22 protein-coding genes are annotated in these 18731 nt (G+C 72.9%); 4 read left to right on the forward strand and 18 right to left on the reverse strand.

Features of this window, described 5'->3' with window-relative positions; translation table 11 throughout:
• Nucleotides 1–5 precede the first annotated feature (5 nt).
• The 6 genes from trpC to hisI all read right to left on the reverse strand — a co-directional run bounded on the left by trpC (nucleotide 6) and on the right by hisI (nucleotide 4493).
• Nucleotides 6–815 (reverse strand): indole-3-glycerol phosphate synthase TrpC, encoded by an 810-nt coding sequence (trpC, locus tag KBY47_RS01165; protein ID WP_210918924.1) that lies wholly within the window; start codon nucleotides 813–815, stop codon nucleotides 6–8.
• Nucleotides 816–995: 180 nt separating this feature from the next.
• Entirely contained in the window at nucleotides 996–1442 is a 447-nt protein-coding gene (locus KBY47_RS01170; RefSeq protein WP_210918925.1) for a DUF2752 domain-containing protein, read from the reverse strand.
• A gap of 78 nt (nucleotides 1443–1520) precedes the next feature.
• On the reverse strand, nucleotides 1521–1769 hold the full coding sequence (locus tag KBY47_RS01175; RefSeq protein WP_210918926.1) for an HGxxPAAW family protein: 249 nt from the start codon (nucleotides 1767–1769) through the stop codon (nucleotides 1521–1523).
• Between the two features lie 127 nt (nucleotides 1770–1896).
• The gene (locus KBY47_RS01180) at nucleotides 1897–2541 is read right to left on the reverse strand and encodes a TIGR02234 family membrane protein (protein ID WP_210918927.1); all 645 of its coding nucleotides are present in this window, start codon (nucleotides 2539–2541) and stop codon (nucleotides 1897–1899) included.
• 57 nt (nucleotides 2542–2598) lie between these two features.
• The gene (locus KBY47_RS01185; RefSeq protein WP_210918928.1) at nucleotides 2599–4095 is read right to left on the reverse strand and encodes an anthranilate synthase component I; all 1497 of its coding nucleotides are present in this window, start codon (nucleotides 4093–4095) and stop codon (nucleotides 2599–2601) included.
• Nucleotides 4096–4106: 11 nt separating this feature from the next.
• On the reverse strand, nucleotides 4107–4493 hold the full coding sequence (gene hisI / locus KBY47_RS01190) for a phosphoribosyl-AMP cyclohydrolase (protein WP_210918929.1): 387 nt from the start codon (nucleotides 4491–4493) through the stop codon (nucleotides 4107–4109).
• An 83-nt stretch (nucleotides 4494–4576) separates the two neighbouring features.
• Here hisI and KBY47_RS01195 point away from each other — a divergent pair, with 83 nt between their 5' ends.
• Nucleotides 4577–5212, forward strand: coding sequence for a TIGR03085 family metal-binding protein (locus KBY47_RS01195; RefSeq protein WP_210918930.1), 636 nt, complete (start codon nucleotides 4577–4579; stop codon nucleotides 5210–5212).
• Nucleotides 5213–5240: 28 nt separating this feature from the next.
• On the opposite strand, the gene hisF is transcribed toward KBY47_RS01195, so the two are convergent.
• From hisF to hisD, 8 genes are read right to left on the reverse strand one after another with little or no spacing between them, the layout of a single operon-like run.
• Nucleotides 5241–5996, reverse strand: a complete 756-nt coding sequence (gene hisF / locus KBY47_RS01200; protein WP_210918931.1) for an imidazole glycerol phosphate synthase subunit HisF — start codon at nucleotides 5994–5996, stop codon at nucleotides 5241–5243.
• Nucleotides 5993–6397, reverse strand: a complete 405-nt coding sequence (locus KBY47_RS01205; RefSeq protein ID WP_210918932.1) for a RidA family protein — start codon at nucleotides 6395–6397, stop codon at nucleotides 5993–5995. The genes hisF and KBY47_RS01205 overlap by 4 nt, the downstream gene beginning before the upstream one ends.
• The gene (gene priA / locus KBY47_RS01210) at nucleotides 6394–7122 is read right to left on the reverse strand and encodes a bifunctional 1-(5-phosphoribosyl)-5-((5-phosphoribosylamino)methylideneamino)imidazole-4-carboxamide isomerase/phosphoribosylanthranilate isomerase PriA (protein WP_210918933.1); all 729 of its coding nucleotides are present in this window, start codon (nucleotides 7120–7122) and stop codon (nucleotides 6394–6396) included. Before priA ends, KBY47_RS01205 begins: the two co-directional genes overlap by 4 nt.
• The gene (gene hisH / locus KBY47_RS01215; protein ID WP_247694015.1) at nucleotides 7122–7769 is read right to left on the reverse strand and encodes an imidazole glycerol phosphate synthase subunit HisH; all 648 of its coding nucleotides are present in this window, start codon (nucleotides 7767–7769) and stop codon (nucleotides 7122–7124) included. Before hisH ends, priA begins: the two co-directional genes overlap by 1 nt.
• Nucleotides 7766–7930, reverse strand: a complete 165-nt coding sequence (locus KBY47_RS01220; protein WP_210918935.1) for a hypothetical protein — start codon at nucleotides 7928–7930, stop codon at nucleotides 7766–7768. Before KBY47_RS01220 ends, hisH begins: the two co-directional genes overlap by 4 nt.
• Nucleotides 7927–8520: an imidazoleglycerol-phosphate dehydratase HisB gene (gene hisB / locus KBY47_RS01225; RefSeq protein ID WP_210918936.1), complete on the reverse strand. Its 594-nt coding sequence runs from the start codon at nucleotides 8518–8520 to the stop codon at nucleotides 7927–7929. Before hisB ends, KBY47_RS01220 begins: the two co-directional genes overlap by 4 nt.
• Nucleotides 8517–9623 carry a histidinol-phosphate transaminase gene (locus KBY47_RS01230; RefSeq protein ID WP_308404998.1) on the reverse strand — a complete coding sequence of 369 codons (1107 nt, stop codon included), beginning with the start codon at nucleotides 9621–9623 and terminating at the stop codon, nucleotides 8517–8519. Before KBY47_RS01230 ends, hisB begins: the two co-directional genes overlap by 4 nt.
• On the reverse strand, nucleotides 9620–10945 hold the full coding sequence (hisD, locus tag KBY47_RS01235; protein ID WP_210918938.1) for a histidinol dehydrogenase: 1326 nt from the start codon (nucleotides 10943–10945) through the stop codon (nucleotides 9620–9622). The genes KBY47_RS01230 and hisD overlap by 4 nt, the downstream gene beginning before the upstream one ends.
• A 194-nt stretch (nucleotides 10946–11139) precedes the next feature.
• Here hisD and KBY47_RS01240 point away from each other — a divergent pair, with 194 nt between their 5' ends.
• The 3 genes from KBY47_RS01240 to ybaK all read left to right on the forward strand — a co-directional run bounded on the left by KBY47_RS01240 (nucleotide 11140) and on the right by ybaK (nucleotide 14082).
• Nucleotides 11140–12720, forward strand: coding sequence for an oxidoreductase (locus KBY47_RS01240; RefSeq protein ID WP_210918939.1), 1581 nt, complete (start codon nucleotides 11140–11142; stop codon nucleotides 12718–12720).
• A 93-nt stretch (nucleotides 12721–12813) separates the two neighbouring features.
• On the forward strand, nucleotides 12814–13554 hold the full coding sequence (locus KBY47_RS01245) for an LON peptidase substrate-binding domain-containing protein (RefSeq protein WP_210918940.1): 741 nt from the start codon (nucleotides 12814–12816) through the stop codon (nucleotides 13552–13554).
• A 15-nt stretch (nucleotides 13555–13569) separates the two neighbouring features.
• Nucleotides 13570–14082: a Cys-tRNA(Pro) deacylase gene (gene ybaK / locus KBY47_RS01250; protein ID WP_210919154.1), complete on the forward strand. Its 513-nt coding sequence runs from the start codon at nucleotides 13570–13572 to the stop codon at nucleotides 14080–14082.
• A 293-nt stretch (nucleotides 14083–14375) separates the two neighbouring features.
• Here the strand turns inward: ybaK and KBY47_RS01255 are convergent, their stop codons facing one another.
• From KBY47_RS01255 to KBY47_RS01270, 4 genes are all read right to left on the reverse strand, one after another.
• Complete coding sequence (locus tag KBY47_RS01255) at nucleotides 14376–15017, reverse strand: DUF2567 domain-containing protein (RefSeq protein ID WP_210918941.1); 642 nt, start codon at nucleotides 15015–15017, stop codon at nucleotides 14376–14378.
• A 34-nt stretch (nucleotides 15018–15051) separates the two neighbouring features.
• Nucleotides 15052–15873 (reverse strand): ABC transporter permease, encoded by an 822-nt coding sequence (locus tag KBY47_RS01260; protein ID WP_210918942.1) that lies wholly within the window; start codon nucleotides 15871–15873, stop codon nucleotides 15052–15054.
• 118 nt (nucleotides 15874–15991) lie between these two features.
• Complete coding sequence (locus KBY47_RS01265; RefSeq protein WP_210919155.1) at nucleotides 15992–16966, reverse strand: ABC transporter ATP-binding protein; 975 nt, start codon at nucleotides 16964–16966, stop codon at nucleotides 15992–15994.
• A 406-nt stretch (nucleotides 16967–17372) separates the two neighbouring features.
• The gene (locus tag KBY47_RS01270; protein WP_210918943.1) at nucleotides 17373–18590 is read right to left on the reverse strand and encodes an NYN domain-containing protein; all 1218 of its coding nucleotides are present in this window, start codon (nucleotides 18588–18590) and stop codon (nucleotides 17373–17375) included.
• Nucleotides 18591–18731: the final 141 nt, after the last annotated feature.

The following is an 18731-nucleotide window of genomic DNA, read 5'->3' on the forward strand; positions in this document are numbered from 1 at the left end:
CCGGGTCAGTCGCGGCCCTGCCGCAGCGCCGGGTGGGCGCCCGCGGCGACCAGGTCGGCGACGGCGGCCTTGGGGTCGCGGCCGGTGACGAGGGACTCGCCGACGAGGACGGCGTCGGCGCCCGCGTTGGCGTAGGCGATGAGGTCGTGCGGGCCGCGGACACCGGACTCGGCGACCTTGACGATCCCGGCGGGGATCTCCGGGACCACCCGGTCGAAGGTCGTGCGGTCGACCTCCAGCGTCTTGAGGTTGCGCGCGTTCACACCGATGACCTTGGCGCCCGCGTCGACGGCACGGTCGACCTCCTCCTCGTCGTGCACCTCCACCAGCGGGGTCAGCCCGATGGACACGGCACGCTCGATCAGCGACTCCAGGGCCGACTGCTCGAGGGCGGCCACGATCAGCAGCGCGAGGTCGGCGCCGTAGGCCCGGGCCTCCCACAGCTGGTACGAGGTGACGATGAAGTCCTTGCGCAGCACGGGGATGTCCACGCGCGCGCGGACCGCCTCCAGGTCCGCCAGCGAGCCGCCGAAGCGGCGCTGCTCGGTGAGGACGGAGATGACGGCCGCGCCGCCCGCCTCGTAGTCCGCGGCCAGTCCGGCCGGGTCGGCGATGGCGGCCAGCGCGCCCTTGGACGGGCTGGAACGCTTGACCTCGCAGATCACCTGGACGCCGTTCCCGCGCAGGGCGGCGGCGCCGTCCTTGGCCGCGGGAGCCTTCGCCGCGCGCTCCTTCAGCTCGTCGAGGCTGACGCGCGCCTGCCGCTCCGCGAGGTCGGCACGGACTCCGTCGATGATCTCGTCGAGCACACTCACGCGAGCGGCCCCCTTCCAGGACGGCACAGAATGCAGCAAACAAAACCTATGGTCACTGCGATGGTATCCGCAGGACGGCCGAGGCCCCGCATCCGGTTGACGCCGGTCCCTCCCCCACCCTCGAACCAGCTTCGCATGCTCGGGCGGGAGGTGCCCCCATCCTGGACGTTCGCCAAATGATCAAGGATGCAGCCAGCCACCGAACGGCAGGTTCCGGACAACCGTGAACACCAGCAGCAATGTTCCCAGGGCCCACAGGTGCCCCGACCGCAGCTCGACCCGCATCGGCCGCCCGCGCGCCGCATGCACCACCCAGACGGTCCATACGACGGCGAGGACCGCGTAGCCGACGACGGCCACGGCGTTCGCTTGGAGGGCCGCCGCGAAGTCGCCGTGCACGACGGCGTGGGCGCTGCGCAGACCGCCGCAGCCGGGGCAGAAGACGCCCGTGTACTGGAGCAGCGGGCAGGCGGGGTAGTGGCCCGGCTCGTTGGGGTCGACGGCGCCGACGTAGGCGAAGGCGGCGGCGGTGGCGGCGAGCATCCCGGCCGGGACGGCCAGCCGCCCGGCGACGCTCCCGGGGGTGGACGGTGTCACGCTCCGGCTGTCGGCATTCACGCCTCGCATTGTGCCCCGCACGGGCCCTGGAAGCACCAGAGGGGCGGCACCGGCGTCAGCGCCGGCCGCCCCTCGGGGAAGGTGACCTCAGCCCTTGGCACCGGCCGTGGCACCGTCGGCCATCTTGAGGGGCTCCGCCTTGGGGGCGCCCAGACCCATCACCCGCATGATCGCGCCGACGACGCCGCCCAGGGCGATGACACCCATACCGGCCCAGAAGCCCACCGGGTTGTCCGCCACCATGAACAGGCCCGCCACGCAGAACCCGATGAAGACGATGATGACACCCGTCCAGGCGGCCGGGGTGTGACCGTGACCGTGGCTGCTGCCCGCCATTGCTTGCTCCTCGTTGCCGTGTACGCCGTGTACGTGGGGTGAGCCTGCCGCTCACCGCTCATTGTCCCGTACGGGTACCCGCCGCGTGACCGGGGGGCACCCCTGTGCCACCGGACGGGCACCGGCGTCAGGCCGGGTCGGCGCCCGTCGTCGGGTCCTCGCCCCGGTCCAGGGCCTTCCACAGGTCCTCGGGGCGGTCGGGGTCGGCGCCACGGCGCTGGCGGGGGGCGCCGGAACGCTCGTAGCGGCCGGACATGGCGGGCCACAGACGGCCGTAGCGCAGCGCGAGGAGACCGGCGAGGAGGATCAGCGCGCCGCCCGCGGCGGCGACGTACGGCCAGGCGGTGTGGCTGAGGGCGTCCACGGTGGCGGAGGTGTCGCCGGAGACCTGCGCGGCCTGCTGGTCGAGGGCGGCGCTGTCGGAGGCACCGAGCAGCGCCGCGACGAGGGTGCCGACGCCGGACAGCGCGAGGACCGCGGCGACCGCGTACCGGCCGCTGCGGCGGACGGCGAAGACGGCGACGAGCGCGGCGAGACCGACTATGGCGAGCGCGGCGGGGACGCCGGTGACGTCACTGCCCTTGGCGGTCAGCGGGAAGGCGCCACCGGCGACGCTCGCGGTGCCCTCCGACCACTGCTGGCGGGTGGCCAGCAGCGCCACGGCCGCGCCGAGCGCACCGCACAGCAGCGCCACGGCGAGGCTCCGGCGGCCGGTCCGCGCGGACCCTGCGGCTTCGGAACGGGGGTGAGGTAGGGCAGTCACGTACTCCACTATGGCGTGCGGCCCGGGTGTTTCCGCACCCGGGTTCACGTGAGAAGCGCCCCATTTTCACGCGCGGTTGGTGTCGTGCCGTCCCAGCCGGTTGGCCGTGTGCACCGCGCGCAGGACCGCCGCGGCCTTGTTGCGGCACTCGTCGTCCTCGGCGACCGGGTCGGAGTCGGCGACGATCCCGGCGCCCGCCTGGACGTACGCCGTGCCGTCCCGCAGCAGCGCCGTGCGGATGGCGATGGCGGTGTCCGAGTCGCCCGCGAAGTCGAGGTAGCCCACGCAGCCGCCGTACAACCCGCGCCGGGACGGCTCCAGTTCGTCGATGATCTGCATGGCGCGCGGCTTGGGGGCGCCGGAGAGGGTGCCCGCGGGGAAGCAGGCGGTGAGCACGTCGAAGGCGGTGCGGCCGGGCGCGACCCGTCCGGTCACGGTCGACACGATGTGCATGACGTGCGAGTAGCGCTCGATGGACATGAAGTCGACGACCTCGACCGAGCCGGGCTCGCAGACCCGGCCGAGGTCGTTGCGGCCGAGGTCGACGAGCATGAGGTGCTCGGCGCGCTCCTTGGGGTCGGCGAGGAGTTCCTCGGCGAGGGCCTGGTCCTCCTGCGGGGTGGCCCCGCGGTGCCGGGTACCGGCGATGGGGTGCACCATGGCCTGCCCGTCCGCCACCTTCACCAGGGCCTCGGGTGAGGACCCGACGACGTCGAAGCCGTCGAACCGGAACAGGTACATGTACGGGGAGGGGTTGGTGGCCCGCAGCACCCGGTACACGTCCAGCGCGCTGGCCTCGCACGGGGTCTCGAAGCGCTGGGAGGGGACGACCTGGAAGGCCTCCCCGGCGCGGATGCGCTCCTTGATGTCCTCGACGGCGGCACGGAAGTCGGGTCCGCCCCAGCGGGCGGTGTACTCGGGCAGCTCGGAGGGCGGCAGCACGGCGGGCGGCTGGGCGACCGCGCGGGTGAGGTCGGCCTCCATGGCGTCGAGCCGGGCCACGGCGTCGGCGTACGCCTCGTCGACGCCGGTGTCCAGGTCGTTGTGGTTGATCGCGTTGGCGATCAGCAGGACCGAGCCCTCCCAGTGGTCCATGACGGCGAGGTCGCTGGTGAGCAGCATGGTCAGCTCGGGCAGCCTCAGTTCGTCGCGCTCGCCGGGGCCGATCTTCTCCAGGCGGCGCACGATGTCGTACCCGAGGTAGCCGACCATGCCGCCGGTGAAGGGCGGCATGCCCTCCTGGTGGGGGGTGTGCAGGGCCTCGATGGTGGCGCGCAGGGCGGCGAGGGGGTCTCCGTCGACGGGGACGCCGACGGGCGGGACGCCGAGCCAGTGCGCCCCTCCCTCCCGCTCCGTGAGGGTGGCGGCGGACCGCACCCCGACGAAGGAGTAGCGCGACCAGGACCGCCCGTTCTCGGCGGACTCCAGCAGGAAGGTGCCCGGGCGCTCGGCGGCGAGCTTGCGGTACAGCGCGACCGGGGTGTCGCCGTCGGCGAGGAGCTTGCGGGTGACGGGGATGACGCGCCGGTCGGTGGCCAGCTTGCGGAAGGTCTCGAGGTCCATGGCGGCCGACCCTACTGATCCGCGGCGGCCGCGGCGCCGTCCTTGAGCAGCACGTCGGCGTCGAAGCAGGTGCGCGCGCCGGTGTGGCAGGCGGCGCCGACCTGGTCGACCTGGACGAGCACGGTGTCCGCGTCGCAGTCCAGGGCGACGGACTTCACCCACTGGTAGTGCCCGGAGGTGTCGCCCTTGACCCAGTACTCCTGACGGCTGCGCGACCAGTAGGTACACCGGCCCGTGGTCAGGGTCCGGTGCAGCGCCTCGTCGTCCATCCACCCCAGCATCAGCACCTCGCCGGTGTCGTACTGCTGGGCGATGGCGGGCAGGAGACCGTCGGCGCTGCGCTTGAGGCGGGCGGCGATCTCGGGGTCCAGGCGGCTGGGCGGAGGCGTGCTGGTCATGCCTGCCATTCTGCCGCGCCCCACCGACATTCCCGGCGGGGCGTCCACTGGGCGGACCGCCGCCCCGGTCATAGGCTGACCCCATGTCGACCTTTGCCCAGCGTGAACGGCTCCTTCTCGCCGACCTCCTGGAGACCGCGGGCCCCGAGGCCCCGACCCTCTGCGAGGGCTGGCAGACCCGTGACCTCGCCGCGCACGTGGTGGTGCGCGAGCGCCGCCCCGACGCCGCCGGCGGCATCCTGATCAAGCAGCTCGCGCCGCGCCTGGAGAAGGTGATGGAGGAGTTCGCGGCCAAGCCGTACGAGGAGCTGATCCAGCTCATCCGCACCGGCCCGCCCCGGTTCTCCCCCTTCGCCCTCAAACAGCTCGACGAGGCGTCGAACACCATCGAGTACTACGTCCACACCGAGGACGTCCGCCGTGCCCAGCCCGACTGGACGCCCCGCGAACTTGACCCGGTCTTCCAGGACGCCCTCTGGTCCCGCCTGGAACGCTCCGCCCGCCTGATGGGCCGCTCCGCCCCCACCGGCCTGGTCCTGCGCCGCCCCGACGGCCAGACCGCCGTCGCCCACCGCGGCGCCCCCGTCGTCACCGTCACCGGCGAACCCTCCGAACTCCTGCTGTTCCTCTACGGCCGCCAGAGCGCCGCCAAGGTCGAACTGGACGGCGACGAAAACGCCATCGCCAAGCTCCACGAGAGCAAGCAACTGGGGATCTAGTCCGCCAAGGCCCCACGCGCGCGTGGGGCTACCGCACCGGGTGCCCCGCCCCCCGCAGCGTCTCCTTGACCTCGCCGATGCGGAGGTCGCCGAAGTGGAAGACGGAGGCGGCGAGGACGGCGTCGGCGCCCGCTTCGATGGCCGGGGGGAAGTGGGCGAGGGCGCCCGCGCCGCCGGAGGCGATGACGGGCACGGTGACGTGCTTACGGACGGCGGCGATCATCTCCAGGTCGTAGCCGTCCTTCGTCCCGTCGGCGTCCATCGAGTTCAGCAGGATCTCGCCCGCGCCCAGCTCAGCCGCCCGGTGCGCCCATTCGACGGCGTCGATGCCGGTGCCCCGGCGGCCTCCGTGGGTGGTGACCTCGAAGGAGCCGGAGGGGGTCCGGCGCGCGTCCACCGACAGGACCAGGACCTGGCGGCCGAAGCGTTCGGCGATCTCCCGGATGAGGTCGGGACGGGCGATGGCGGCGGTGTTGACGCCCACCTTGTCGGCGCCCGCGCGCAGCAGCTTGTCGACGTCGTCGGCGGTGCGCACGCCGCCGCCGACGGTCAGCGGGATGAACACCTGCTCGGCGGTGCGGCGTACGACGTCGTAGGTCGTCTCGCGGTTGCCGGACGACGCGGTGATGTCGAGGAAGGTCAGCTCGTCGGCGCCCTCCGCGTCGTACACCTTGGCCATCTCGACGGGGTCGCCCGCGTCGCGCAGGTTCTGGAAGTTCACGCCCTTGACGACCCGGCCGTTGTCCACGTCCAGGCAGGGGATGACTCGGACCGCCAGGGTCATGACTGTTCGGCTCCTCTGAATGCTTCTACTTCGACTTCGACCAGGATGCGCGGGTCGACGAACCCCTCGACGACCAGGAGGGTCGAGACCGGCCGGACCGTGTCGAAGAACTCCTTGTGGGCCCGGCCCACCGCCTCCACGTCCCGCGCGTGGGTCAGGTACATCCTGGTGCGGATCACGGAATCGGCCCCGAGCCCGAACTCGCCGAGCGCCTCGACCGCGGTGGTGAAGGCGGCCTTCGCCTGCTCGTACGGATCGCCCTCGCCGTACAGCACCGTGCCCTTGAAGGCCGTCGTCCCCGCGACCAGGACGCGGTCGCCCGCCGCGACGGCGCGCGCGAAACCGAAACTCTCTTCCCAGGGGCTTCCGCCCTGCACGCGCCGCACGGCGTCGGATGTCATGACGACACAGCCTCCAGGGCCTCTTCCAGGGTGAACGCCTTCGCGTACAGCGCCTTGCCGACGATGGCGCCCTCGACACCGAGGGAGACCAGGCCGGACAGGGCGCGCAGGTCGTCCAGGGACGACACGCCGCCGGAGGCCACCACCGGGCGGTCCGTGGCCGCGCAGACGTTCTTCAGCAGTTCCAGGTTGGGGCCCTGGAGCGTGCCGTCCTTGGCGATGTCCGTGACGACGTACCGCGCGCAGCCCTCCTTGTCGAGCCGCTCCAGCGTCTCGTAGAGGTCGCCGCCGTCGCGGGTCCAGCCGCGCCCGCGGAGCGTGGTGCCCCGTACGTCCAGACCCACCGCGATCTTGTCGCCGTGCTCGGCGATGACCTCGGCGACCCACTCCGGGGTCTCCAGCGCGGCCGTGCCGAGGTTGACGCGGGTGCAGCCGGTGGCGAGCGCGGCGGCGAGGGAGGCGTCGTCGCGGATGCCGCCGGACAGCTCCACCTTGATGTCCATGGCCCCGGCGACCTCGGCGATCAGCTCCCGGTTGTCGCCGGTGCCGAAGGCGGCGTCCAGGTCGACCAGGTGCAGCCACTCGGCGCCCGCCCGCTGCCAGGCGAGGGCCGCCTCCAGCGGGGAGCCGTAGGACGTCTCGGTGCCGGACTCGCCGTGCACGAGGCGGACGGCCTGGCCGTCACGGACGTCCACGGCGGGGAGGAGTTCGAGCTTCGAAGCCATCAGAGGGTTCCGATCCAGTTGTTCAGCAGCTGCGCTCCGGCGTCGCCGGACTTCTCGGGGTGGAACTGGGTGGCCCACAGGGCGCCGTTCTCCACGGCGGCCACGAAGGGCTTGCCGTGCGTCGACCAGGTGACCTTGGGCGCGGCCATGGCCGGGTTGTGCGCCTGGAGGTTCCAGTCGTGGACGGCGTAGGAGTGCACGAAGTAGAAGCGGGCGTCGGCGTCGAGCCCGGCGAAGAGTTCGGAGTCGGCCGGGGCCTCGACCGTGTTCCAGCCCATGTGGGGCACGATGTCGGCCTGGAGCGGTTCGACCGCGCCGGGCCACTCGTCGAGGCCGTCGGTCTCGACGCCGTGCTCGATGCCGCGGGCGAAGAGGATCTGCATGCCGACGCAGATGCCCATCACCGGGCGTCCGCCGGACAGCCGGCGGTCGATGATCCAGTCGCCGCGGGCCTCCTTCAGGCCGCGCATGCAGGCGGCGAAGGCGCCGACGCCGGGGACGAGCAGCCCGTCGGCGTTCATGGCCCGGTCGTAGTCACGGGTGATCTCGACCTCGGCTCCCGCGCGCGCGAGGGCGCGTTCGGCGGAGCGGACGTTGCCGAAGCCGTAGTCGAAGACGACGACCCGCTTGGGTGCTCCGGTGCTCAATTCCACACCTCCAGCCGCAGGACGCCCGCGACGAGACACATCGCGGCGCCGATGGACAGCAGCACGATCAGGCTCCTGGGCATCTGCTGCTTGACGAACGAGTAGACGCCGCCCGCCAGGAACAGGCCGACGAGGATGAGGGCGGTCGCGGCGCCGCTCACAGCGCGCCCTTGGTGGAGGGGAGGATGCCCGCGGCGCGCGGGTCCCGCTCGGAGGCGTAGCGCAGCGCCCGCGCGAGCGCCTTGAACTGGCACTCCACGATGTGGTGCGCGTTGCGCCCGTAGGGCACGTGCACGTGCAGGGCGATCTGCGCCTGGGCGACGAAGGACTCCAGGATGTGCCGGGTCATGGTGGTGTCGTACTCGCCGATCATCGGCGCCATGTTCTCCGGCTCGGTGTGCACCAGGTACGGGCGTCCGCTGAGGTCGACCGTCACCTGGGCGAGGGACTCGTCCAGCGGGACCGTGCAGTTGCCGAAGCGGTAGATGCCGACCTTGTCGCCGAGGGCCTGCTTGAAGGCGGCGCCGAGGGCGAGGGCGGTGTCCTCGATGGTGTGGTGCGAGTCGATGTGCAGATCGCCCTCGGTCTTCACGGTGAGGTCGAACAGACCGTGGCGGCCGAGCTGGTCGAGCATGTGGTCGTAGAAGCCGACCCCGGTCGACACGTCGACCTTTCCGGTGCCGTCGAGGTTTATCTCCACGAGGACCGAGGTCTCCTTGGTCACCCGCTCCACGCGTCCCACGCGGTTCATGCGCTCTGCTCCTTCTTCAGTTCACGGACCGCGTCGAGGAACGCGTCGTTCTCTTCGGGGGTCCCGGCGGTGACGCGCAGCCACCCCGGTACGCCGTTGTCCCGGACCAGGACGCCCCGGTCGAGGATCTGCCGCCAGACCCGGTGCGCGTCGGGGAACCGGCCGAACTGCACGAAGTTGGCGTCCGACTCCGTCACCTCGTAGCCGAGCGCGCGCAGCTCGGCGACGAGCCGGTCCCGTTCGGACTTCAGCTGCTCGACGTAGCCGAGCAGGGTGTCGGTGTGCTCCAGGGCGGCCAGCGCGGTCGCCTGGGTGACGGCCGAGAGGTGGTACGGCAGCCGGACGAGCTGGACGGCGTCGACGACGGCCGGGTCCGCGGCGAGGTACCCGAGGCGCAGGCCCGCCGCGCCGAACGCCTTCGACATCGTGCGGGACACCACCAGGTGCGGGCGCCCCGCCAGCAGCGGCAGTAGCGAGTCGCCGTGGCTGAACTCCACGTACGCCTCGTCGACCACGACGATCGACGGCTTCGCCGCCTGCGCGGCCTCGTACAGCGCGATCACGCTCTCGCGCGGGACGGCGTTCCCGGTCGGGTTGTTCGGGGTGGTGACGAACACCACGTCCGGCCGGTGCTCGGCGACGGCCCGCTCGGCGGCGGCGAGGTCGATGGTGAAGTCCTCGTTCCGGGGACCGGAGATCCAGCCGGTGCCGGTGCCGCGCGCGATCAGGCCGTGCATCGAGTACGACGGCTCGAAGCCGATCGCGGTGCGGCCCGGCCCGCCGAAGGTCTGGAGCAGCTGCTGGATGACCTCGTTGGAACCGTTGGCGGCCCAGACGTTCGCCGGGCCGACCTCGTGGCCGGAGGTCGTCGTCAGGTACTCGGCGAGCTTGGTGCGCAGCTCCACCGCGTCCCGGTCGGGGTAGCGGTTGAGGGTGCGGGCGGCGTCGCGCACCCGCTCGGCGATCCGCTCGACCAGGGCTTCGGGCAGCGGGTAGGGGTTCTCGTTGGTGTTCAGCCGTACGGGGACGTCCAGCTGGGGCGCGCCGTAGGGGGACTTGCCGCGCAGCTCGTCCCGTACGGGGAGATCGTCAATGCGGGTCACTTGCTCTCGGGCACCTTCCATCCGAACCGCGCCTTGATCGCCGCGCCGTGCGCGGGCAGGTCCTCCGCCTCCGCCAGCGTCACCACGTGGTGCGCGACCTCGGCGAGCGCCTCGCGCGTGTAGTCGACGATGTGGATGCCGCGCAGGAAGGACTGCACGGACAGCCCGGAGGAGTGGCAGGCGCAGCCGCCGGTGGGCAGCACGTGGTTGGACCCGGCGGCGTAGTCGCCGAGGGAGACCGGCGCCCAGGGGCCGATGAAGACCGCGCCCGCGTTGCGCACCCGGTCGGCGACCGCGGCGGCGTCGGCGGTCTGGATCTCCAGGTGCTCGGCGCCGTAGGCGTCGACGACCCGCAGGCCCTCCTCGACGCCGTCGACCAGCACGATCGCGGACTGCTTGCCGCTGAGCGCGGGCACGATCCGGTCGTCGACGTGTTTGCTGGCGGCGACCTGGGTGGCCAGCTCCTTCTCGACCGCCTCGGCCAGCTCCGCGGAGTCGGTGACGAGGACGGCGGCGGCGAGCGGGTCGTGCTCGGCCTGGCTGATCAGGTCGGAGGCGAGGTGCACCGGGTCGGCCGTGTCGTCCGCGAGGATCGCGATCTCGGTCGGCCCGGCCTCGGCGTCGATGCCGATCTTGCCGGTGAAGTAGCGCTTGGCGGCGGCGACCCAGATGTTGCCCGGGCCGGTGACCATGTTGGCGGGCGGGCAGGACTCGGTGCCGTAGGCGAACATCGCGACGGCGGTCGCGCCGCCCGCCGCGTACACCTCGTCGACGCCGAGCAGCGCGCACGCGGCGAGGATCGTCGGGTGCGGCAGCCCGCCGAAGTCGGCCTGCGCGGGCGAGGCGAGCGCGATCGACTCGACCCCGGCCTCTTGCGCGGGCACGGCGTTCATGACCACGGACGACGGGTAGACGGCGCGCCCGCCGGGCACGTAGAGCCCGACCCGGTCGACGGGCACCCACTTCTCGGAGACGGTGCCGCCGGGCACGACCTGGGTGGTGTGCGTCGTACGGCGCTGCTCGCGGTGGACGAGCCGGGCGCGGCGGATGGACTCCTCCAGGGCGGCGCGGACGGCCGGGTCGAGTTCCTCCAGCGCCCGGGTGATGGCCTCGGCGGGCACACGTACCCGGTCGAGCCGGACCCCGTCGAACTTCTCGGCGAAGTCGATCAGCGCCGCGTCGCCACGATGATGCACGGCCTCGCAGATCGGACGCACCTTCTCCAGGGCGGTCGATACGTCGAAGTCGGCTCGGGGCAGCAGGTCGCGCAGGGCGGGACCCTCCGGGAGGGCGTCGCCGCGCAGATCGATTCGGGAGATCACAGGGCCAATTCTCGCAGACCCGCGCGGGACGCCGTTCGCGCGTATCAATGGCTGATACAGACCGTGGACGCACACCGGGTGACCGCCCGCAACTTTTCCCTCACTTTCTGTGTTCGGAGCGTCACTCAGCGGGCATGAACAGCTGTACGAAACCCGAGAGCACGCAGCCGACGCGGGAGGAGGACGAGCGAGAGGTGACCGTAGGGACCCGGGACCGCGAGGGGGAACCGCCGGCGGAACTGACCACCGTCGAGGCGGGGATGTGGCAGGCCTTCCGCGACGGCAGCGTGTACGACCTGCGCGCCGGCGACACGGCCGCCGATGACCCGCACGGCCGTCGGCCCTGGGGCGACGACCGGACCGTGCGGGCCCGCGTGGTGTGCTGGCTGCTCCTCGACGGGCCGCCCGCCCTCGCGGGCCGGGTCTCCTCGCTCAAGCTCACCGGCGTCCGCGTCAGCGGCAGCATGGACCTCGCGGGCGGCACGGTGGTGCCCTACGTGGAGTTCCAGAGCTGCCGCTTCGACGCGGAGGTGCTGCTGCCGGAGACCCGCTTCACGACCGTACGGCTGGTGAACTGCGCGGTGCCGCGCCTGGAGGCGGCCCGGCTCCAGACGGAGGGCGATCTGCACCTCCCGCGCTGCCGCTTCCACCACGGCATACGCCTCACCGACGCGCAGATCGGCACCGACCTGCTCCTCAACCAGGCGGTCGTGAACCGGGACCGGGGCGGCCGGTCCATCGCCGCGGACGGGCTGAACGTCGGGCAGGACCTCCAGGCCGAGCTGCTGGAGTCGTACGGCGAGCTGAGCCTGCGCAGCGCCACCATAGGCGTCTCGCTGAGCCTCCGCGGCGCCCGTCTGACCAGCCCGTACACCCGGCTCGCGCTGAACGCGCCGCAGCTCACCGTCGAGCGCACCCTCTACCTGACCCCGGCGGGCGTGGGCGCGGCGCAGTTCAGCGGCACCACACCGGCGCGCGGGACCCGGGTGCGGCGGTTCGAGTGCAGGGGCGGGATACGGCTCGACGACGGCCGGTTCGGCGATGCCGTCGACCTCGACCGGGCCCGGTTCGTCCTCACCGACGACCAGGAGGTGTCGCTGCGCCGCGTCCAGGTGCCCGAGCTGCGCTTCCTCGGGGAGCGGCCGGAGCGTGGGCGGGTGGTGCTGTCCGGGGCGCGGGTCGTCAACCTCGTCGACCGGGCGAGCAGCTGGCCGGGGCCCGGCAGCCTCCAGATGAGCGGCTTCAGCTACGAGGTGCTGGTGCCGCGCGGTCCGTTCCCGCTGGCCGAGCGGCTGCGCTGGCTGGCCGCCGCCACCGCCGAATACCACCCGGAGCCGTACGAGCGGCTGGCCGCCGTGCTGCGGGCCGGGGGCGAGGACGAGGACGCGCGTGAGGTGCTGCTCGCCCGGCAGCGCCGCCGCCGCGAGACGCTGCCGCTCGGGCCCAAGCTCTGGGGGTACGCGCAGGACTGGACGGTCGCCTACGGCTACCGGCCCGGACGCGCCGCGGTGTGGATGGCGGTGCTGTGGGCGGCGGGCTCCCTCGCCTTCGCCCGCGCGGGCCGCCCCGGCTCGGGGGACTTCGCCGAGCAGCCGCCGTGGAACCCCGCCCTCTTCGCCCTGGACCTGCTCCTGCCGGTGATCGACCTGGGCCAGGTCGGCTTCTGGCACCTGACCGGAGGGTGGCAGTGGCTGGCCGCGGCGCTGGTCCTCCTCGGCTGGGTGCTGGCCACCACGGTGGCGGCGGGCGCGACCCGTTTGCTGCGCCGCAACTGACCCACTCGTCGGCTGACCGATTCCGGTCCCCGGACGCCCACTGTGCGGGCGGGACGGACGCGCCACCTCCGCCGACCATTAGGCTTTTGCGCCGTGACCACCGTCCGGCTGCCGCTCTTTCCCCTGAACTCGGTGTTGTACCCGGGGCTCGTCCTTCCTCTGAACGTCTTCGAGGAGCGTTATCGCGCCATGATGCGCACGCTGCTGAAGATGCCGGAGGACGAGCCGCGCCGGTTCGCCGTGGTCGCCATCCGCGACGGCCACGAGGTCGCGCCGAGCGCATCCGGCATGCCGGACCCCACGGCGGTGCCGGAGCGCGGGCCCGCCGCCGGGTTCGGCACGGACCCCGCCAAGGCCTTCCACGGCATCGGCTGCGTGGCCGACGCGGCGACCATCCGGGAGCGGGCCGACGGCACCTTCGAGGTGCTGGCGACCGGCACTACCCGGGTGCGGCTGCTGTCGGTGGACTCCTCCGGCCCGTTCCTCACCGCCGAGCTGGAGGAACTCACCGAGGAACCCGGCGACGAGGCGGGCGCGCTCGCGGAGGGCGTGCTGCGGTCGTTCCGGCAGTACCAGAAGCGGCTTGCGGGAGCGCGGGAGCGGTCACTGTCGACCGGCGGGGAACTCCCCGACGAGCCGTCCGTGGTGTCCTACCTGGTCGCCGCCGCGATGATGCTGGACACACCGACCAAGCAGCGGCTCCTCCAGGCCCCCGACACTGCGTCCCGGCTGCGGGACGAACTGAAACTCCTTCGCTCCGAGACGGCGATCATCCGTAGTCTGCCGTCGTTGCCCGCGTCGGACCTGACCAGGGGCCCGACCAGCTTGAACTGAGAACCGATGGCGAAGATGGCGAAGAAGTCGAAGAAGCAGCAGAAACAGCAGCAGTTGGGCGGCACGCCCGCCACGGTGGCCCTCACCACCGCGGGCGTCCCCCACACGCTCCACTCCTACGACCACGACCCCTCCCACCCGTCCTACGGCGAGGAGGCGGCCGAGGCGATGGGTGTCTCCCCGGACCGGGTCTTCAAGACCCTGGTGGCCGACGTCGACGGCACGCTGACGGTGGCCGTGGTCCCGGTGGCGGGCTCCCTCGACCTGAAGGCCCTCGCGAGCGCGGTGGGCGGCAAGCGCGCCGCGATGGCCGACCCCGCCCTCGCCGAGCGCACCACGGGCTACGTCCGGGGCGGCATCTCGCCCCTCGGCCAGCGCAAGAAGCTCCGCACGGTCCTGGACGCCTCCGCCACCGCCCACACCACGATCTGCGTCTCGGCGGGCCGCAGGGGCCTGGAGGTCGAACTCTCCCCCACCGACCTGGCCGACCTCACGACCGCGACCCTCGCCCCCATCGCCCGCCCCTGACCCCTCGACGAACGCCCTCCCCTCGACTAGAGAAAAAGGGCATGTCGAAGAAGACCCGCAAACGCAAGTGGCGCACCCGCAAGGGCAAGTCCAACCACGGCAGACGCCCGGCGTAACTCCAGCGACACAGCTGCGGGCACCAGCTCGCACATAGCTGCGGGCAGTCGTGCCGCTGGGGCGGCACGGGTGGGCGCTGGGGGTACCCCCTGCTCGAAGAGCTTGGGGGAGGCACCCCGCCGCGCCGGGCTGCGCAACGCCCCCCGCCCAGCCCCAACGCCGGGCACCCACCGGACCTACCCCTTGGGCACCCCGTACGGCACCTCAGGATCCCGCGGCCCGAACAACGCCGTGAGCCCCAGGTGCACCACCAGCCCCGCGACAGGCCACGCCAACAACGCCCCCTTCGCCCCCAGCTTCAACGGCGCGGCGAACGTGACCCCCCGCCCCACATCCTTCGCATGCCCGATCACATCCGACGTGGGCCCGAGCCACACCCCCACCCGCCAGGCCAGCAACGCGCCGAGCAGTCCGCCAACCCCCAGCGCGACCACCAACGGCACACCCCCACGCCGCCGCAGCAGAAACACCACCACCGCGCTCACGACGCCGAACGCCAGCGCCAGCAGCGTGAACGTCCCGTCCACCCCGATCCGCTGCTCCCCCTCGGTGTCCTTGAGGTAGACGACCCAGCTGCCGTCCGTCACCTCACCCACCAGCGGCACCCGAGGCGCCAGCCAGTTCCACAGCACGCCCAGCAGCACCCCCGCGAGCGCCACGACCACCGTGACGAACGCGGCCTCCCGCAGCTCGGTCCTCATCCCTGGCCCGTCCTGTACGGCCCCGGCGGGCGACGGCGGCCACGCAGGACGCGAGTACGGCGAGGCCTGCGAGGACTGTTCATGCGGCGGCGGCGGTGGAGTCAACGGAGCGGTCACCCTGACATCGTGCCAGGCCGCACCCGGACACGCGTCACCGGACGGCCGCCCGCCGGTAGGCCCAGGTCGCCACGGCCAGCGAGATCACCCCGACCCCGGCGCACACGGCGAGGTCACCGACGACCAGCGCCCAGTCCGGGTCCGCGGAGAAGGTCCGGGCGTACGCCTCGACGCCGTACGTCGAGGGCAGCAGGTCACGCAGCAGCTGGATCGGTTCCGGCATCCGCTCGGCGGGCAGCACGCCCAGCAGCAGCGCGGCGGACATGCCGAGCTGCCCGAGCAGCGTGGCCAGCTCGGGCCGCGGCGCGAGCAGCCCGAAGGCCGCACCGAGCCCGGAGAGCGCGGCGCCCGCGAGCGGGATCACGGCGAGCAGGATCCACAGGTGGGTCAGCGGCAGCCCGAACAGCACGCACCCGAACAGCGCCGTGACCACGGTCCCGGGCACGGTGAACGAGGCGTACGCCCCCGCCGCCCCCAGCACCACGGCCGCGGGCGGCACCGGCAGGGTGGCGTAGTGGTCGAGGCCCCCGGTGGCGCGCAGCTGGCCGAAGTACTGGGCGAGCAGGTTCAGCGCGACGTACGCGACGACGACGATGGACGACCCGGCGACCACGGCCTGTGCCTCGCTGCCGCCGTCCACCACGCCCCGCATCATGACCATGATGCCGACGGACTGGAAGGTGGCCACGAACAGCAGCGGGATCCGCGCCACCCGGGCCCGCGACAGCTGGGCCCGGTAGACGGCCGCCAGCGACGGCCACAGCCGCGCGCGCGGCCCCAGCTCCGCCGCCGGTCCGGCGTGCTCGTCGACGGCCAGGGCGCTGCCCGGCAGTACCTCCGCGGGTACGACACTCACGTCGCGCTGCTCCCTTTCGCAGGGTCCACGTTCCTGGGGTGCACTGCGGCGCCCGCCCCGTCCGATACGGATACGACGGTGCGTCCGCTCACCGCGCTCGCCCGCTCCCGTCCGCCGTTCACGCCTTCACCAGCCCTTGCCGTGCCGCCCCGCCGAGCGCGAGGTACACGTCCTCCAGGCTGGGCGTGGTCAGGGTGAAGTCGTCGAGGGCGGCGAAGGCGGCACCGCCGGTGACGGTGGAGACGACCGCGCGGGCCTCCTCGGGGCCGAGCCGGAGCGTCCAGCGGCGTCCGGACTCCTCGACCCGCTCGCGCAGCGCGGCGACCTCGGGCACGTCCAGCGGTGCCCGCTCCCGCCACACCAGATCGACCCGTACCTCACCGGCGACCTGTTCCTTCAGCCCGGTGGGCGTGTCGCAGGCGATGACCCGGCCGCGGTCCATGACGGCGACCCGGTCGAGGACCGTCTCGGCCTCGATGACGTTGTGGGTGACCAGCAGCACCGTCGTACCGCGTTCGGCGCGCCGCCGGTCGACGGCGGACCACACCGCGCGGCGCGCGACCGGGTCCATGCCGGTGGTCGGCTCGTCGAGGACGAGCAGTGGCCGCTCGCCCACCAGCGCCGCGGCGAAGCAGGCGAGGCGGCGCTGACCGCCGGAGAGCTTCTTCAGGGCGCGCCCGGCGATCTCCGTGAGGCCGAGTTCGTCCAGTACGTCGTCGCGCTCGGCGCGGGCCCGGCGGATGTCGAGTCCGCGCAGCCGTCCGGTGGTCTCGGCGGCGAGGGACACGGTCAGTTCGTCGAGGGCGCTGGACTCCTGCCCGAGGTAGGCCAGGATGCGCGAGGCGCGTTCGGGGTGGCGCACGATGTCGTGGCCGAGGATCTCGACGCCGCCGTGGTCGGGCCGCATCAGCCCGGTGATCTGGCGGACGAGGGTGGACTTGCCCGCGCCGTTGGGGCCGAGCAGCCCGAAGATCTCACCGCGTCGCACGTCCAGCCGTACGTCGTCGGTGGCCCGGACCTCGGGGGTGCCGGGGGTGCCGCGCCGTCCGCGGACGGCGGGGTAGGTCTTGGTCAGTCCGCGTACGGCGCACACGACCTCGGCCGGGTGCCGGTGTGCTGGTGCCGCGCGTTCATTCACAAAGGACGAGCCTAAGGGGTCGACGGGCATCCCCCGCGCGCGGGTAGGCCTCCACACCCTCGCCCGAGTGCGGAACGCCCCCGTCCGCCCAGGCCAGCACCCCGAGGCGAAACGCCCCTTCCGCGCCCCGGCCGAACCCGCGCCCCGAGGCTCCGGCCGAGCCGCCTCCCGAGGTGAAACGTCCCTCCAGCCACTCCCCGCCCGAAACCCGCGTCCCGGCACGAACGCGCCCTCAGCTCCCCGCCCGAAACCGCGTCCCGACATGGAACACCCCCAACTCCCCGCCCGGACCCGCGCCCCGACATGGAACGCCCCCTCCAGTTCCCCGCCAAGCCCGCGCCCCGAGGCGAAGCGCCCCGTCTCACTCCCCCGCGGACGCGTGCTCCGCCGCCGTCGGTACGTCGATCTCGCGCCAGAAGCCCGCCCGGATGGCGTAACGGTCGTGCTCGTCGATCTGGTCGTCCTTGTGCGCGAGCAGCCCGAACCGGGCGGCGTAGCGCAGCAGCTCACCGTCGATGCGGTGCGGGATGCGCGGGTACAGCGTGGACAGCCGCTGGAGGTGGATCTGGTCGCCGAGCCGGGAGATCCAGCGCCGGGCGAACACCTGTCCGACCTCGTAGGGGTCGCCGCCGACGGTGGTGATGTCCTCCTCCCGGTCGGCCCACCGCTGCTCGGCGGTGGTCAGCTGGGCGAGCGTCGGCATGGTGGCGGCCTCGGGCGGCTCGGGAGAGCCGGGCCGGTCCACCCAGCCCTTGTCGGAGGACCAGCGCAGGGTCGCGGTCGGCGGCTGCTGGGCGGACTGCGGGCCGGGCGCGCGCAGCGCGGCGAGGTCCTTGGGGGTGGGCACGCCCTTGGGCGCGGGCACCCGGTCCTCGGCGAGCCGGGGCGCGGTGGTCGCGGCGGCGGGGTGCGGGGCGTCCTCGGTGGCCGGTTCACCGGACGCCGTGAGCGCGGACTCGGGCAGCGGCGCGGAGAGGATCGCGGCGATCTCGGGCCGCGGCACCGGCGGCGGTGCGCACACCCCCGACAGTTCCTTGGCGCGTACGGCCTGGGTGATCCAGGCGCGGTCCAGCACGCGCCGTTCGTCGGCCTCGGCGACGAGGTCCTCGGACTGGTTGTAGTCGCCGTCGGCGGCCTGTACGGCCCACAGGTGGACGGCGACGCCGTGCTCCTTGGCGGCCATCATGCCGGGCAGCAGGTCGCCGTCGCCGGTGACGAGGACGATGTCGGAGCAGGCGCGGTTGCGGGCCAGCTCGGTCAGCTCGGCGTGCATGGCCGCGTCGACGCCCTTCTGCGCCCAGCGGCCGTCGCTGCGGGTGAGGGCGCCGAGCCGGACGGTGACCCGGGGCATCACCCGCAGTCTGCGGTGTTCGGGCTGGGGGACGCGGTCGGGGGCGCCGTCGAACCAGTAGATGCGCAGCAGCTGCCGTTCGGTGTCCGACTCGGCGCGCTCGCGCAGCCCTTGGACGAGGGCGGTGTGGTCGACGGTGATCCGGGACCGTGAGGGCTCCCCGGCGAGGAGACTGGCGGCGGCCCCCAGCAGATACCCGGCGTCCACCAGGACGACGCAGCGGTCCACGCGACTCACCCTCTTCCCGGGAGGTTTGCTTCGGGCTTCCTTCGAGTCTGCCCGACCGTGCGGAGGTTAACGGTCGGAACTCGATCTTCGGCGTGGCGTATCGGGCGGGCGGACGGCGACCACGCCTGTCACACACGGTAA

This window comes from Streptomyces sp. B93, assembly GCF_018070565.1.
Classification (GTDB): domain Bacteria; phylum Actinomycetota; class Actinomycetes; order Streptomycetales; family Streptomycetaceae; genus Streptomyces.

Bases quoted from the DNA above. Each gene is read 5' to 3' on its own strand.
- KBY47_RS01205 (WP_210918932.1), bottom strand. From the start codon at position 6,397: ATGACATCCGACGCCGTGCGGCGCGTGCAGGGCGGAAGCCCCTGGGAA.
- KBY47_RS01175 (WP_210918926.1), bottom strand. From the start codon at position 1,769: ATGGCGGGCAGCAGCCACGGTCACGGTCACACCCCGGCCGCCTGGACG.
- hisI (WP_210918929.1), bottom strand. From the start codon at position 4,493: ATGACCAGCACGCCTCCGCCCAGCCGCCTGGACCCCGAGATCGCCGCC.
- hisF (WP_210918931.1), bottom strand. From the start codon at position 5,996: ATGACCCTGGCGGTCCGAGTCATCCCCTGCCTGGACGTGGACAACGGC.
- priA (WP_210918933.1), bottom strand. From the start codon at position 7,122: ATGGCTTCGAAGCTCGAACTCCTCCCCGCCGTGGACGTCCGTGACGGC.
- ybaK (WP_210919154.1), top strand. From the start codon at position 13,570: ATGGCGAAGAAGTCGAAGAAGCAGCAGAAACAGCAGCAGTTGGGCGGC.
- hisB (WP_210918936.1), bottom strand. From the start codon at position 8,520: ATGAACCGCGTGGGACGCGTGGAGCGGGTGACCAAGGAGACCTCGGTC.
- KBY47_RS01195 (WP_210918930.1), top strand. From the start codon at position 4,577: ATGTCGACCTTTGCCCAGCGTGAACGGCTCCTTCTCGCCGACCTCCTG.
- KBY47_RS01170 (WP_210918925.1), bottom strand. From the start codon at position 1,442: ATGCGAGGCGTGAATGCCGACAGCCGGAGCGTGACACCGTCCACCCCC.
- KBY47_RS01185 (WP_210918928.1), bottom strand. From the start codon at position 4,095: ATGGACCTCGAGACCTTCCGCAAGCTGGCCACCGACCGGCGCGTCATC.